14 protein-coding genes are annotated in these 13,688 nt (G+C 62.6%); 2 read left to right on the top strand and 12 right to left on the bottom strand.

The features are described from left to right. Positions 1 to 103: 103 nt before the first annotated feature. The 7 genes from M1E02_RS00985 to M1E02_RS00955 all read right to left on the bottom strand — a co-directional run bounded on the left by M1E02_RS00985 (position 104) and on the right by M1E02_RS00955 (position 7,428). Positions 104 to 1,099 carry a substrate-binding domain-containing protein gene (locus tag M1E02_RS00985; RefSeq protein WP_479376317.1) on the bottom strand — a complete coding sequence of 332 codons (996 nt, stop codon included), beginning with the start codon at positions 1,097 to 1,099 and terminating at the stop codon, positions 104 to 106. 97 nt (positions 1,100 to 1,196) lie between these two features. Beyond that, on the bottom strand, positions 1,197 to 2,234 hold the full coding sequence (locus M1E02_RS00980; protein WP_479376316.1) for an ABC transporter permease: 1,038 nt from the start codon (positions 2,232 to 2,234) through the stop codon (positions 1,197 to 1,199). Then, positions 2,231 to 3,763: a sugar ABC transporter ATP-binding protein gene (locus M1E02_RS00975; protein WP_479376315.1), complete on the bottom strand. Its 1,533-nt coding sequence runs from the start codon at positions 3,761 to 3,763 to the stop codon at positions 2,231 to 2,233. Before M1E02_RS00975 ends, M1E02_RS00980 begins: the two co-directional genes overlap by 4 nt. Beyond that, positions 3,760 to 4,743: an amidohydrolase family protein gene (locus tag M1E02_RS00970; RefSeq protein ID WP_479376314.1), complete on the bottom strand. Its 984-nt coding sequence runs from the start codon at positions 4,741 to 4,743 to the stop codon at positions 3,760 to 3,762. Before M1E02_RS00970 ends, M1E02_RS00975 begins: the two co-directional genes overlap by 4 nt. Further along, positions 4,740 to 5,750 (bottom strand): aldo/keto reductase, encoded by a 1,011-nt coding sequence (locus tag M1E02_RS00965; protein WP_479376313.1) that lies wholly within the window; start codon positions 5,748 to 5,750, stop codon positions 4,740 to 4,742. Before M1E02_RS00965 ends, M1E02_RS00970 begins: the two co-directional genes overlap by 4 nt. After that, positions 5,747 to 6,061, bottom strand: a complete 315-nt coding sequence (locus M1E02_RS00960) for an L-rhamnose mutarotase (RefSeq protein WP_479376312.1) — start codon at positions 6,059 to 6,061, stop codon at positions 5,747 to 5,749. Before M1E02_RS00960 ends, M1E02_RS00965 begins: the two co-directional genes overlap by 4 nt. Beyond that, positions 6,061 to 7,428: an L-fuconate dehydratase gene (locus M1E02_RS00955; RefSeq protein WP_479376311.1), complete on the bottom strand. Its 1,368-nt coding sequence runs from the start codon at positions 7,426 to 7,428 to the stop codon at positions 6,061 to 6,063. Before M1E02_RS00955 ends, M1E02_RS00960 begins: the two co-directional genes overlap by 1 nt. 205 nt (positions 7,429 to 7,633) lie before the next feature. Here M1E02_RS00955 and M1E02_RS00950 point away from each other — a divergent pair, with 205 nt between their 5' ends. Both M1E02_RS00950 and M1E02_RS00945 read left to right on the top strand, forming a co-directional pair. Then, a complete protein-coding gene (locus tag M1E02_RS00950; protein WP_479376310.1) occupies positions 7,634 to 8,509 on the top strand; it encodes a fumarylacetoacetate hydrolase family protein in 876 nt (291 codons plus the stop codon). A 20-nt stretch (positions 8,510 to 8,529) separates the two neighbouring features. Beyond that, a complete protein-coding gene (locus tag M1E02_RS00945; protein ID WP_479376309.1) occupies positions 8,530 to 9,279 on the top strand; it encodes an SDR family NAD(P)-dependent oxidoreductase in 750 nt (249 codons plus the stop codon). Here the strand turns inward: M1E02_RS00945 and M1E02_RS00940 are convergent. The 5 genes from M1E02_RS00940 to M1E02_RS00920 form a co-directional block, all read right to left on the bottom strand. Further along, positions 9,272 to 10,036, bottom strand: a complete 765-nt coding sequence (locus tag M1E02_RS00940; protein WP_479376308.1) for an ABC transporter permease — start codon at positions 10,034 to 10,036, stop codon at positions 9,272 to 9,274. The genes M1E02_RS00945 and M1E02_RS00940 overlap by 8 nt on opposite strands. Beyond that, positions 10,033 to 10,824: an ABC transporter ATP-binding protein gene (locus M1E02_RS00935; RefSeq protein ID WP_479376307.1), complete on the bottom strand. Its 792-nt coding sequence runs from the start codon at positions 10,822 to 10,824 to the stop codon at positions 10,033 to 10,035. Before M1E02_RS00935 ends, M1E02_RS00940 begins: the two co-directional genes overlap by 4 nt. Continuing rightward, positions 10,821 to 11,201 (bottom strand): DUF1048 domain-containing protein, encoded by a 381-nt coding sequence (locus M1E02_RS00930; protein ID WP_479376306.1) that lies wholly within the window; start codon positions 11,199 to 11,201, stop codon positions 10,821 to 10,823. Before M1E02_RS00930 ends, M1E02_RS00935 begins: the two co-directional genes overlap by 4 nt. Positions 11,202 to 11,203: 2 nt before the next feature. Next, complete coding sequence (locus M1E02_RS00925; RefSeq protein ID WP_479376305.1) at positions 11,204 to 11,557, bottom strand: PadR family transcriptional regulator; 354 nt, start codon at positions 11,555 to 11,557, stop codon at positions 11,204 to 11,206. 99 nt (positions 11,558 to 11,656) lie between these two features. After that, entirely contained in the window at positions 11,657 to 13,633 is a 1,977-nt protein-coding gene (locus tag M1E02_RS00920) for an APC family permease (RefSeq protein ID WP_479376304.1), read from the bottom strand. Positions 13,634 to 13,688: the final 55 nt, after the last annotated feature.

Here is a 13,688-nt window from a genome sequence, read left to right as displayed (position 1 = left end):
GAACAGGCTGGAGTTGGATGGCCGGGCCGTTAACAGCCACAAACGCCGACGACCGCCCATCGAAAGATGGGCGGCCGCAGCAGAGGGAAGAGAAAGAGAACCGCTACTGGTAGAGGTTCGGCTTGATCTCGTCCGAATCAATGTTCTTGGCGTCGTACCAGTAAAAGCCGGTGTCTATGATCTTCTCCAGTTTTTCGCCCTTGATGGCGGCCACGGCAGCCTTCACCGTTTCGTACCCGATTCCTACGGGGTTCTGCGTGACGGCGCCGGCCATGAGACCGGACCGGATGGCATCAATCTGGGCCTTGCCCGAATCGAAGCCGACGATGGTCAGCTTGCCCTTGAGGCCAAGTTCTTCCACCGCCTTGACGACGCCGATTGCCGAACCTTCGTTGGTGCCGTACATACCCTTGAGGTTGGGGTTGGCCGTGACAATAGCCTTGGCTGCGTCGGCTGAAAGGAGCTGATCGCCACCGGCGTACTGGATGGCCACGATCTTGATGGTCGGGTGGTTCTTTTCGATGTATTCCTTGAAGCCGTCGCGGCGGTCAGTGCCGGACTTGGAGGTCTGGTCGTGGCCGATGATCGCGATGTCGCCGCTCCCGCCGATAAGTTCGGCGAGGTGCTTGGCGGCCTCAGCCGCAGCAGCCTTGTTATCCGTGGATGCGGTGGTCACCGGGATGTCGGAATCAACGCCGGAGTCGAAAGCGATCACGGGGATGTTCTTGCTCTTGGCCTGCTCCAACAGCGGCGTGGCGGCCTGGGAGTCCAGGGCGGCGAAACCGACAGCTGCAGGTGACTTGCCCAGTGCCGTTGTCAGCATCTGGACCTGCTGATCCACATCCTTCTCGGTATTGGGACCTTCGAAGCTCACTTCGACGTTGAATTCAGCTGCTGCCTTGTCAGCGCCCTGCTTCACGGCCTGCCAGAACTGGTGCTGGAAGCCTTTGGAAACGATGGCGATGTAGGGCTTGGCTCCGTCGGCGGGAGAGGCGCCGGGGGTACCGGCGGGGGCCTCGCAGCCGGCGATCGCAACGACGCCGAGCGCCAGGCCGGACAAGGTGAGGAAACTGCGCCGGTCAAAAGTTGACTTGTTCATGGATGAAAACTCCGTTGTTTTTCTCATTGGGAAGAATAGGGAAGGAAGGTAGGGAATGGTGGGGACGGACAATGCACTCGCGGGGCAGTTGGCGGGGCTACGTGGCGGCCTCCTTCCGGCGAAGCATGTCCAGGTAGACAGCCACCAGGATGACGACGCCGATCGCCACGTTCTGCCACTCCTGCGGCACCGAGATGACGCGCAGGCCGTTGGTGAGGACGGACATAATGAGGGCACCAATCACTGTTCCGATGATGGAGCCCTTGCCGCCGGCCAATGAGGTTCCACCGATGACGACGGCGGCAATTGCCTGGAGTTCATACCCCATGCCCTGGCCGGGCTGTGCTGAGTTCAACCGGGCGGCGATGATCACGCCAGCCAGTCCGGTGAAGGCTCCGGCGGCGGTGTAGATCCAGAGCTTCCAGCTGCGGACGTTGATGCCGGACAGTGCCGTCGCCTCCTCGTTGGAGCCGATGGAGAAGGTGTAGCGGCCCAAGAGGGTTTTGCTCATCACCACGCCGGCCAGTGCTGCCGCTCCGAAGAAAATGAACACAGCGTTGGGAATCACCAGTCCGGCAATGGGTTTGCCAAGGGCGAGGTTGGCGAAACCCTCGGTGCCTGTGAAATAGATGGGCTTGGTTCCGGAGACCACCAGTGCCATGCCCTGGCAGACGAGCATGGTGGCCAGGGTGGCAATGAATGGGGGGATTTTCAGGAAGGAGATGAGGAAGCCGTTTATGGCCCCGATCAGGGCTCCCATCAGGATGCCACCCAGCACGCCCGCCCATAGCGGCAGGCCCAGATAAGTCAGCAAGACGCCAACCATCACCGAACACAGGCTCATGCCGGTGCCCACGGACAGATCGATGCCGCCGGTGACGATGACGAACGTCGCACCGAGGGCAAGGAGCCCGATGACCACCGTGGAAAGCAGGATGTCAGAGAGGTTGCCCGGCAGCAGGAACCGGGCGTTCATGACGCCGAAGAACACCACCAGGACAATCAGTGAGCCAAAGGCCAGGAGCTGTTGAAGGGACGAGCGAAGCCGCAAAGTGAGGCCCTGCCCCCGTGAAGAAGAGGACGGGGAGGTTAGCACCTTGGATTCTTTGGGCGCGGGGGTTTCTACGATGCTCATGAGGTTGGTGCTCCTGTGGTGATGGAGACGCGCCGGGTGGCAAGTTCCATGATGTTTTCCTGGGTGGCTTCGGCGTTGGTGAGGAAGCCGGTGATTCGCCCTTCGCACATAACGGCGATCCGGTGCGACAGGCGGAGGACTTCGGGCAGTTCGGAGGAGATCATGATGATCGCCTTGCCGGCGGCTGCCAGTTCGTTGAGAAGCTTGTAAATCTCATCTTTCGCTCCGACGTCGATCCCACGGGTGGGCTCGTCAAAGATGAGGATGTCGCAGTCCTTGACGAGCCATTTAGCGATGACCACCTTCTGCTGGTTGCCGCCGGAAAGGTTCCGGGCCAGCTGCCTGATGGACGGCGTCTTGATCCTGAGCTTGCGGGCGTATTCGTCAGCGGTCCGGCGGAGCGACGCATCATTGATGAAGCCGGCGGAGGAGTTCTTGACCAGCGAGGAGAGCATGATGTTCTCCTTCACGTCGCGTTCCAGCATGAGGCCAAGGTGCTTGCGGTCCTCGGAGAGGTAACCGATGCCGAGCTTGGCGGCTGCTGCAGGATTGGGGATCCGTTCGTCGGCCCCCTTAACCTGGAGCCGCTCGAAACTGGCTCTGTCCGCTCCGACCAGCGCCCTGGCCACTTCTGTCCGTCCCGCGCCCATCAACCCGGCGAACCCAAGGATCTCGCCGCGGCGCAGCTCAAAGCTGACGTCCTTGAGCAGAGAAGGGGTGCTTAGTCCCCCAACTGACAGCACGACGTCGTCCGCCCGTTGCGCCTCTTCCGGCGCCGGCCGCTGTTCGCCGGAGATGGAACGGCCCACCATAAGCGAGATAACCTCCCGCATGGTCGTTTCCGCGGTATCGACCGTGTCCACGTACTCGCCGTCACGGATCACAGTGATGCGTTGGGAGATCTGTTTGAGCTCGTCCATCCGGTGGGAAATGTAGATAACCCCGGTGCTGGGTGAGACAAAGCCGCGGATCAGATCGTGCAACGTGGCCACTTCGGCGTCGTTAAGGGCTGCAGTGGGCTCATCCATGATGATCACCTTGGAGTCGTGGCTGAGTGCCTTGGCGATCTCCACCATCTGCTGCTTGGCAACCGTCAGTTCACCGCAGCGCTCACGCGGGTCAAGTTTGAGACCCATTCCATCGAACAAGTCCTGGGTCTTGCGGTTGAGGGCGCGTTCGCTGAGCATCCCGTACCTGCGGGGTTCGCGGCCGATATAGATATTCTGGGCCACTGTCAGATCCGGCATCAGGTTGAATTCCTGGTGGATGATGCTGATGCCCAGCTCCTGGGCATGCTTCGGTCCGGCCGGGGTGAAGGCCTCCCCGTTGAGCTCGAAGGTTCCCTGGTCGGGGACGTAGATACCGGAGAGCAGCTTCATCAGCGTTGATTTGCCTGCGCCGTTTTCGCCCACGAGGGCCAGCACTTCACCGTGCCGAAGGTCCAGCTGCATGTTGTGCAGAGCCCTGACTCCGGGGAAGGTTTTTCCCACGCCATGAACGGATAACAGTGGTGTCTGATCCGCCGTCATGCTTTCACCTCATCCTGCTTGGTAGTGATTCCGTTTCCGGCATCGTTCTGTCCCGCTGTCGATGCCGACGCCGAAGACAGCGCGGAGGTTTCCAGGCCGTAAGTACGGACTGCTGTGCCTTCCAGGAAAGCGTGCCGCTCTGCGGGACTCAGGTCCGCCGCCAGTTCCAGCAGCACCTCCACTGTGCGGCGGTAGGGAGCTCCGAGCGTGCTGACCGGCCAATCCATGCCGATCATCAGCCTCTCGGGTCCAAAAGCTTCAAGGGCCTCTTCCCAGAGGGGACGCAATGCCTTGGCCGTGTATTCCAGTCCCGGCAAGTGCAGGCCGGAGACCTTGGCCACGGTGTTGGGCAATTCAGCCAGTGCCCGGAATTCGCGGCGCCAACGCTCCAGCTCGCCGCATGACCCGTTGCCGCCGGAGGTGACCGTGCCCGAGAGCGGCGGTTTGCCCAGATGATCCAGCACTACGGTGAGTTCCGGAATGTCCTGCGCAAGGTCTACGGCACGCTGGAGATGGCGTGGATAGGCGTCCGGGACATCGAGAGTCAGTCCCTTGGCGGACAGTATCTTCAGCGACTGCCGGACCTCAGGCAACTCCAGGAAGTTATCCCGCGGGTCATTGTGGACCAGGTGGCGGACACCACGGAACTTCGGGTTCTGGCCCAGCCGTTCCAGCGCTGCCTCTGCCTCCTCAGGCTGTTCCAAAGGAATCCAGCCGACGACGGCGAGCACCCAGTCGTTGCGGTCAGCTGCGGCGAGCATAAATTCTGTGTCAGCCAGGGCGTCGTCGGCCTGAACCAGTACCGCTCCGCCGACACCGGCGTCCAAAAGCGTTTCATGGGCTTCTGCTTCGCCATAGCTGCGGAAGAGAGAACCATGCTGAGGGCCCAGCCATGAGTACGGACGCGGTTGCGCTCCCGTTCCGGTTGGCTGCTCGGTGGCCGGAGTCAGTTCCCAAAGATGAAGGTGCGAGTCAATCATGACGGGATCAATCCTTGGCGTGTGAACTCGGTCCAGAGTTCCTCGGGGACCACTTCAGCCATCCGCTGCGCGTTGTCCCGGATCTGCTCAGGAGATGTTGCGCCGACTGTCACGTTGACCACGGCGGGATGACGCAAACCAAACTGCAGCGCCGCCGTCGGGAGCTCTACCCCGTAACTGGCACAAATTGCTGCCAGTTGGCGAGCGTGTTCCAGCAGCTCATGCGGTGCCTGCCCGTAGTTGTAGTGGGAGTCATCGGGAACTTCCTGCCGCGCCAACAGCCCGGAATTGTAGACTCCGACGTTGACCACGCCTGTGCCCTTCTCGATGCAGCGCTCCATCAGCGGCACTTCGGGCTGCTCCAGCAGCGTGTAGCGGCCAGCCAGCATCACGAGGTCCAAGTGGGCCGCCTCCACGCACTCAAGGGCAGCTTCGGCTGAGTTCAGTCCGACGCCGATAGCGCGGACCAACCCCTCAGAGCGCAGTTTTTCAAGGGCCGGAAGTCCGGTACGGATACCTCCGGCGAGGTCGTGCACCTCGGCATCATGAAGGTAGGCGATGTCCACAGAGTCCAGGCCCAGGCGTTCCAAGGATTCCTCGATGCTTTGCCGGATTCCCCGTTCGCTGAAGTCCCAGACGCGGCGGCTGGAGGCTGGTACGTCGAATCCTTCCGGATCGCGTTCGTTGTCTGGAGACGTGTCAGCGGCGCCCACGCCCTGCTTGGGTACGAGGAGGCGCCCAACCTTGGTGGAGATGACAAATTCCTGCCGGGGCTTGCCTTTGAGGAAAGCACCCAGGCGGTGTTCAGACAGGCCCAGGCCGTAGTGCGGGGCTGTATCGAAATACCTGATGCCGGCGTCCCAGGCCGCATCTGCAGTTGCCGTGGCCGTGCTGCCGGTCATGGCACGGTAAAGATTCCCGAGCCCGGCAGCGCCGTAGCCCAGCCTGCCGAGTTGCAGGCTGCCAGGTTTCAGGCTGCCGGCGTCAGTAGTAGTCTGTGCGCTCATGGCAGCTCCCAGACCAGCGGAACGCCTGAATCGTTGCCGCTGTAATCGTCTTCGATCTCCAGCAACTCAGCCATGCGGGCTTGCCAGGCAAGGTTAACGGGGTGCTGGGCGAGGTCTCTGCGCATGGCCTTGTAGTCCTCTACTTCCACCACGTGAATCAGCTCCAGGCCGCTGCGCCAGATGCGCCAATTGGCTACGCCGGCATCCTTCAAGGCGGCCACCAGCTCGGCCGGGATGGCCGCGTGGGCCTCGGCATAGGCCCCTGCTGCTCCGGGCTTCAGCCTGGTGTGCAGGACAACTGTCTCAGGCATCAGCCGGGGCCTCTTTTCAGGGCCAGTTCCCGCTCGGCATGCTGCTCGGTGGACTGACCGTCCACGGTGGGGCCGCTCCAGGTCGCACCGTCGGGAAAGCTGAAAGTGGAGAGCGTCTGCCGGTGCATCTCGGCGCCGGCACCGGGTGCTGAGGGCGGCCAGTAGCAGCCTCCGCGGACATCCACGGGGGTGACGAAATGCTCGTGGAGATGATCCACAAACTCAATCATACGGTCCTCCTTTTCTCCGGAGACAGCGATGAAATCGAACATGGAAATATGCTGAACGGCCTCACAAAGGCCCACTCCGCCGGCATGCGGACAGACCCGGATGCCGAACTTCGCCGCAAGCAGCAGGATGGCGATGTTCTCGTTCACGCCAGCCACGCGTGCTGCGTCGAGCTGGAGCACTTCGATGGCATTTGCCTGCAGAAGTTGCTTGAACATGACCCGGTTCTGCACGTGTTCACCGGTGGCAACGGGGATCGGTGCCACACCGCGGGCAATGGCGGCGTGCCCCAGAATGTCGTCCGGGCTGGTGGGTTCTTCGATCCAGGCGATGTCGTAAGGTGCCAGGTGCGCCATCCAGTCGATGGCTTCCTTGACGTCCCACCGCTGGTTGGCATCGACGGCAATCTTTATGTCGGAACCCACAGCCTCGCGGGCTACACGCACACGTCGGATGTCATCCTCCAGCGAGGCGCCGACTTTGAGCTTTATCTGGGTGAACCCATCGGCAACAGCTTCCTTGGCCAGCCGCGCAAGCTTCTCGTCGCTGTACCCCAGCCATCCCGGCGTTGTGGTGTAGCCGGCATAGCCTTCGGCGAGGAGCCTTGCGTGCCGTTCCGCCCTGCCCGGCTCGGCGCGGCGGAGTATTTCCAGTGCTTCCTCAGGGGTCAGCGCATCACTGAGGTAACGGAAGTCAACCAGGGCCACGATCTCCTCAGGCGTCAAGGACGCCAGCAACTCCCACAGCGGAAGCCCGGCACGCTTGGCCTTCAGGTCCCACAGCGCATTCACAACGGCGCCGATCGCCATGTGCATCACCCCTTTTTCCGGACCAAGCCACCGCAGTTGGGAGTCATGGACCAGGAGGTTCCATGTTCCGCCCATGTCGGCCAGCAACTCTTCGACATTCCGGCCCAGAATGTGGGGACGCAACGCGTCGATGGCTGCGGCCTCAACCTCGTTGCCACGCCCGATGGTGAACACAAAGCCGTGTCCCTCGAGCTCATCTCCCGCATCCGTGCTGATGATCAGGTAGGCCGCGGAGTAATCGGGATCCGGGTTCATCGCGTCGGAGCCGTCCAGTTCCTGGGACGTGGGGAAGCGGATATCAAAGGTTTCTACCGCAGTAATGACGCTCATTGTGCTCCTGACTGTGCAGCGGCCGGAAGGGGCGCTTTGTGGCCGACCGGGCACATCATGAAGCTGCCGGGCCGGGGAATCTGGGATTAACCTAAACATCCGATGTTTCACTTGTCAATGGGTAACTATTGCGTACTATTAGGGGAGGCCCGCAGCAAAAGCTCGGATGTTAGCGGCACACCTTGCGCCAAAGTCAGAGGAGATCATGAATATCAAGCTGGCCCGTCTGGGCGAACACGGCAAAGAAGAGCCGGCGGTGCTCACCACCGACGCCAACGGGGACGAGAAATACTTCAGCCTGAAACCACTGACCCAGGACGTCGACGGCTTCTTCCTGGCAAATGAGGGCATCTCCCGCACCCGGCAGGCCCTCTCAGCAGGGACATTGCCCGAGCTTCCGCCCGGCCTTCGGATCGGAGCACCTGTTGCGCGGCCCGGCGCCATCGTCTGCATAGGCATGAACTACGCTGCGCATGCCGCCGAGTCAGGTGCTGCGCCGCCGGAGATCCCGGTGGTGTTTCTCAAGCCGACCAACACCATCAGCGGACCGTTCGACGCCGCCCCCATCCCGCCGTCGTCCGAGAAGTACGACTGGGAAGTGGAACTGGGAGTGGTCATCGGGCGCGAGGTCAGTTACCTTGCTGACCCCGCAGACGCCATGGACTACGTCGCAGGCTACGTAGTTGCCAACGACCTCTCGGAGCGCGATTACCAACTGCCGGGCGCGGCTGGCCAATGGACCAAAGGTAAATCCCTGCCTGCCTCCACACCGCTGGGCCCCTGGCTTGTTCCCGCGGACCAGATTGATCCGGGCCGGCTGAGGCTGCGTTCCCTGGTCAACGGTGACGTCCGCCAGGATTCCTCAACAGCTGATCTCATCTTTGACGTGGCTACCCTGGTGCACCACGTCAGCCAGTACATGCTGCTGGAGCCCGGCGACGTGATCCTCACCGGCACCCCCGAGGGAGTGGCGTTGTCGGGTCGCTTCCCGTACCTCCAGCCCGGGGACGTAGTGGAGCTGGACATAGAAGGACTCGGCCGGCAGCGCCAGGAGTTCTACCGGCAGGGAGCAGCGCAGTGACCACGTTAGGAAACAGTGCAGTGAACAGCGAATTTGAAGGCCTGGTGGCCTTGGTCACCGGAGGAGCATCGGGGATCGGGGCGGCAGTCGCGGACAGGCTCGCGGCCGGCGGCGCCCAGGTAGCTGTCCTGGACCTGAACCCGGACGGCACGCCCCACTTCGGGATGGAATGCAATGTTGCGGATGACGCTTCGGTGCGGGCCGCCGTCGAAAGCGTCACTGAGCGCTTCGGCCGGCTGGACATCGTGGTGAACAACGCGGGCATCGGAGCCATGGGTGACATTGCCGCAAACGACGACGACGAATGGGCCCGGGTGCTGGACATCAACGTGGTGGGAGTCGCCAGGGTGACCCGCGCGGCCCTCCCCCACCTGCGCCAATCGCCCGCAGCCGCCGTCGTCAACACCTGCTCCATCGCCGCCACAGCAGGGCTCCCTCAGCGGGCACTCTATTCCGCATCAAAAGGCGCAGTCCTGTCCCTGACGCTGGCCATGGCGGCGGACCACATCCGGGAAGGCATCCGCGTGAACTGCGTGAACCCCGGAACAGTGGATACCCCGTGGGTATCCCGATTGCTGAGCCAAGCGGCTGATCCTGACGCCGAGCGCGCCGCCCTCAATGCACGCCAGCCGCACGGCAGGTTGGTGGCGGCGGAGGAAGTGGCTGAGGCTGTGGCGTACCTGGCGAGCCCCCGGTCAGGGTCAACGTCGGGCACTGCCCTGGCAGTGGACGGCGGTTTGCAGGGGCTGCGGCTCAGGCCACTCAGCTGATCTTGCGGCGGTAGATGGCGGTCGCGAAGGCGTACGCCACGACGAGAATCCCGACGAGCCAGACGAGGGCTGTCCAGATGTCACCACTGACCGGTTCCCCTGCGTACAGGGCCCGGATGGTGTTCACGATGGAAGTGACGGGCTGGTTCTCGGCGAACCATGCCACCGGGCCTGGCATCGAGTCTGTGGGCGCGAATGCCGAGCTGATGAACGGCAGGAAGATCAGCGGGTAGCTGAACGCGCTTGCGCCGTCGACAGTTTTGGCCGACAGCCCGGCTATCACGGCGATCCAGGTCAGCGCGAGGGTGAACAGGATCAGGATGCCGGCGATGGCAAGCCAGGCGCTCACGGGTGCTCCCGTGCGGAACCCCATGACCAGCGCGACGGCTACGACTATCGCCACCGAGACCAGGTTCGCCGCCAGGGATGTGAGCACATGCGCCCAGAGCACGCTCGACCTCGCGATCGGCATGGACTGGAAACGTTCGAAGATGCCGCCCTGCAGGTCCAGGAACAGCCGGTACGCGGTGTACGCGACGCCGGACGCGATGGTAATGAGAAGGATGCCGGGGAGCATGTAGTTAAGGTACGAGTCGTCGGAGCCGGTGTTGATCGCACCGCCGAACACGTACACGAACAGCAGCATCAGCGCGATCGGGGTGACAGCCGTGGTGATGATCGTGTCAGGACTGCGGAGGATATGGCGCAGCGAGCGGCCGGTCAGGATGCCGGTGTCGCCGAGGACATGGGTGCTCATCGTGGTTCCTTTCGTTCCGGTACGGTGTCGCCGACGAGGGCGAGGAAGACATCCTCAAGGGACGGTTGCTTTTCGACGTATTCCACCTTGGCGGGCGGGAGGAGTTGCTTGAGTTCACTCAAAGTCCCGTTTTGGATGATTCTGCCTTTGTGCAGGATTGCGATCCGGTCGGCGAGCTGTTCGGCCTCGTCGAGGTACTGAGTGGTGAGCAGCACCGTTGTTCCTTGACCGGCAAGTTGCTTCACGGTCTGCCACACCTCGATGCGCGCCTGGGGGTCAAGCCCGGTGGTCGGTTCATCCAGGAAGATGATGGGCGGGTTCCCGATCAGGCTCATTGCAATGTCGAGCCGGCGCCTCATGCCACCTGAGTACGTTGAGGCCTTGCGGTTCCCTGCTTCGGTGAGCGAGAAGCGTGCGAGCAGGCCATCGGCGATCGCCCCCGGGTCCTCCAAATGACGCAGCTTCGCGACCAGTACGAGGTTTTCCCGGCCGGTGAGCACTTCATCCACCGCGGCGAACTGCCCGGTCAGACTGATGGACTCGCGCACGTCGCCGGGTGCCGCCGCGACGTCGTGGCCATGAACAGTGGCGGTGCCGGCGTCGGACTTCAGCAGCGTCGAAAGGATCCGCACGAGGGTGGTCTTGCCCGCACCGTTAGAGCCGAGCAACGCAAAGATGCTGCCCGCCCTTACCTCGAAGTCAACGCCCCGCAGCACATGCAGGTCCTTGAATGACTTCTCGATGCCGTGGACCCGTATAGCCGGTTCAAGGGCCTGGCTGGTGGTCATGCTGTGGTCTCCTTCCCGTTCTGACTTGTGGCGGCGTCGATCGCCTTCATCAATCGGGCACGCTCCTTGTCGATCCAGCGCGTACCCCCGTAGGCCTGGGTGAATGTCTCGGCGAACTCCACCGGGTCCTCACCCACGATGCTCCGCACCGGCGTTCCGTCGACGGCGGCCCGCTCCCAGAGGTCGGCGAAGTCGCCGAACATCCTGACGAGGGTCTCGCCGTCGGTGACTCCGCCGTAGTACATGAAGTACCGCTCGAAGGCCTTCGCGGCTGCGCGGTATGGTTCGGGGAGCGCCTCGATGCGGGCCTTGTACTGCCTGTACTGCTTCTTCTGCTCGAGCGATCCGGTGATGGCTTCAATCCACTTTGCTGCCATGGCTACTTCTCTCCTTGTGTCTGAGCGTGCTCAATGTGGTGGTGGAGCTGTTCGATCCGTTGTTCGAGGAAGCGCCAACTCCTCCAGAACTCTTCGAGGTATTCGCCGCCCACCGCGTTCAGCGAATAGACCTTGCGCGGAGGCCCCTTCTCGGATGGGATTTTCGCGACGTCCACCAGGCCGCGCTGCTCAATTCTGACCAGCAGTGCGTAGACGGTGCCCTCGACGATGTCGGAGAAGCCCTGCTCGCGAAGCCGCGCCGTGATCTCGTATCCGTATGCCGGCTGCACGGCCAGGATCGCGAGGACAATGCCTTCCAGCGTGCCCTTGAGCATCTCGGTCATCTGCTTGCCCATGGAGGCTCCTCTACAGCTACTCAGTGTTACTGACTACCACTAGATAGTAACACTGAATAGCTGCCTGGCAAGAGGGTCCAGGACTGTTATTTGTTTGCCTCAGCCCACGTGCACCCAAGGTCGCTTGGTGACGTCCGGCTCGGCTTCGCGCAGTACCTCGCGGGTGACGGGCGCGATTTCACCTTCCCCCAGGAACAGGAACCGCAGCAGGTTTGCCACAGGATTTCCTTCAGTCCAGCGGAAGTAGATGTGCGGCATCAGACCCGTGACGTCCCGGATGTGGAACAGCACGGAGGCGATGGTGTTAGGCACCACGGGACCATGGACTTCCAGGATCCGGTAGCCGTGACGGACCACCCCGCGGACGTGGAGTTCTGTTTCGAAGTCGGAGGAATCGTCAACGATCACTTCCAGGAAGAGGGCCTCGTGTGCGAGGGGAAGGTGGCTGACCTCAATCGCGGATCTGAGCTTGTCCCTGTACGCCTCGGCGGATGTCCGGAGAGGCTCGTGGGCGATGATGGTGATGGGCCCGTCCAGGTTGGAGGACATAAACTCCAGCGCCTCCTGGTCAAGGTAGACACGGGTGGCGTGCAGTTCGAACGAACGCCTGACCCTGGAGAGCAGGGACACCACAACAATGCCCAGAATGAAAACGCTGGCGATCCTGATGCCCTCGGGGCGTTCAACAATGTTGGTCACTGTGGTGTACGTAAACACCACAGCGATGATCCCGAAGCCGATCGTTTGTCTGCGCTCCTTCCGCCGCCGGGCGGAAAGCGTGACGGCGACGGCTGCGGAGGTCATCAGCACCAGCACGCCGGTGGCGTAGGCACCGCCTTGGGCGTCGACGTCGGCCTCGAAGAGGTAGGTGATCAGGAAGCCGACCAGCGTGAACACGAGCACCAGCGGGCGCACGGCTTTGGCCCATTCGGGAGCCATGCCATAGCGGGGCAAGTATCTGGGAACGAGGTTCAGGAGTCCGGCCATGGCCGAGGCACCTGCGAACCACAGGATCGCGATGGTGCTGATGTCATAGACGGTGCCGAAGCCAAGGCCGAGGTATTCGTGCGCGAGGTAGGCCAGGGCGCGGCCGTTCGCCTGGCCGCCGTCCTGGAATTCCTGCGCAGGGATGAGCACCACCGTGATGAAGCTGGTGGTGATGAGGAACGAGCTCATGATCACCGCGGCAGTGGTCAGCATTCGGCGGGTTCCGCGGATACGTCCTGTTGGGTTGTCCTCGGTGTCACCAGCATGTCCCCGGACCTGGGGCATGACGGCCACGCCGGTTTCGAAGCCGGACAGCCCGAGCGCCAGCTTCGGGAAAACAATGAGTGCGACGGCGACGGCCATCAGCGGGTTGCCGTGGGACGTCCACAGGGTTGTCCACCAGTCCCCGACGGCGACGGGATGGTTGAGGACGCCAACGATCGTTACTGCCACCACCACGGCATTGAGGCCAAGATAAATGATGACGAGGACGACGGCGACGTTGATGGCTTCCTTGAATCCGCGCAGGAACACGGCTGCCAGGAGAGCGAGCAGGACGAGCGTGACGAGGACGTTCTGTCCATGAAGCCAGTCGGGGACGATCGGGTTCTCGATCAGGTGAGCGCTGGCGTCAGCGGCCGACAACGTCATGGTGATCATGAAATCGGTGGCGGCGAATCCCAGGAGAACAAGGACAAAGAGTTTGCCGCCCCAGCGTGGCAGGAGGCGCTCCAGCATCGCGATAGACCCCTCGCCGCGGGGGCTTTCTCCGGCGACGCGACGGTAGACAGGCAATGCGCCGAAGAGGGTGACCGCAACCAGAACGAGGGTGGCGAGCGGAGAGATAACACCGGCAGCCAGGGCAGCGATGGCCGGCTGGTAGCCGAGCGTGGAGAAGTAGTCCACGCCCGTCAGGCACATCACCTGCCACCAGGAATGCTTCTTTTCCTGCTGCGAGGTCACGCCGCCTGGACCCTGATGGCTGCCCCTGCTGTCCTGGAGTCCGAACAGCAGCCAGCTTTTGACTGCTGCCTTGCCCGCCTGCCGGGGAAACGAGGGGTCCGCCGGCGGCCTGCTCAAAGTGGTCACTGCTTCCTTTCCGTGCGGTGCACCTGGCACCGCGACCGGAGCCGAAACTAGCACT

The organism is Arthrobacter sp. Z5-13 (assembly GCF_056499105.1).
Note: the sequence above shows the minus strand (reverse complement) of the source record. Positions and strands in the feature narration are given on the sequence as shown.

What these genes read in the sequence shown, in the direction of transcription:
- M1E02_RS00965 (WP_479376313.1), bottom strand. Translation starts at nt 5,750, where the DNA reads ATGAGCGCACAGACTACTACTGACGCCGGCAGCCTGAAACCTGGCAGC.
- M1E02_RS00955 (WP_479376311.1), bottom strand. Translation starts at nt 7,428, where the DNA reads ATGAGCGTCATTACTGCGGTAGAAACCTTTGATATCCGCTTCCCCACG.
- M1E02_RS00925 (WP_479376305.1), bottom strand. Translation starts at nt 11,557, where the DNA reads ATGGGCAAGCAGATGACCGAGATGCTCAAGGGCACGCTGGAAGGCATT.
- M1E02_RS00940 (WP_479376308.1), bottom strand. Translation starts at nt 10,036, where the DNA reads ATGAGCACCCATGTCCTCGGCGACACCGGCATCCTGACCGGCCGCTCG.
- M1E02_RS00950 (WP_479376310.1), top strand. Translation starts at nt 7,634, where the DNA reads ATGAATATCAAGCTGGCCCGTCTGGGCGAACACGGCAAAGAAGAGCCG.
- M1E02_RS00960 (WP_479376312.1), bottom strand. Translation starts at nt 6,061, where the DNA reads ATGCCTGAGACAGTTGTCCTGCACACCAGGCTGAAGCCCGGAGCAGCA.
- M1E02_RS00935 (WP_479376307.1), bottom strand. Translation starts at nt 10,824, where the DNA reads ATGACCACCAGCCAGGCCCTTGAACCGGCTATACGGGTCCACGGCATC.
- M1E02_RS00985 (WP_479376317.1), bottom strand. Translation starts at nt 1,099, where the DNA reads ATGAACAAGTCAACTTTTGACCGGCGCAGTTTCCTCACCTTGTCCGGC.
- M1E02_RS00975 (WP_479376315.1), bottom strand. Translation starts at nt 3,763, where the DNA reads ATGACGGCGGATCAGACACCACTGTTATCCGTTCATGGCGTGGGAAAA.
- M1E02_RS00970 (WP_479376314.1), bottom strand. Translation starts at nt 4,743, where the DNA reads ATGATTGACTCGCACCTTCATCTTTGGGAACTGACTCCGGCCACCGAG.
- M1E02_RS00980 (WP_479376316.1), bottom strand. Translation starts at nt 2,234, where the DNA reads ATGAGCATCGTAGAAACCCCCGCGCCCAAAGAATCCAAGGTGCTAACC.
- M1E02_RS00930 (WP_479376306.1), bottom strand. Translation starts at nt 11,201, where the DNA reads ATGGCAGCAAAGTGGATTGAAGCCATCACCGGATCGCTCGAGCAGAAG.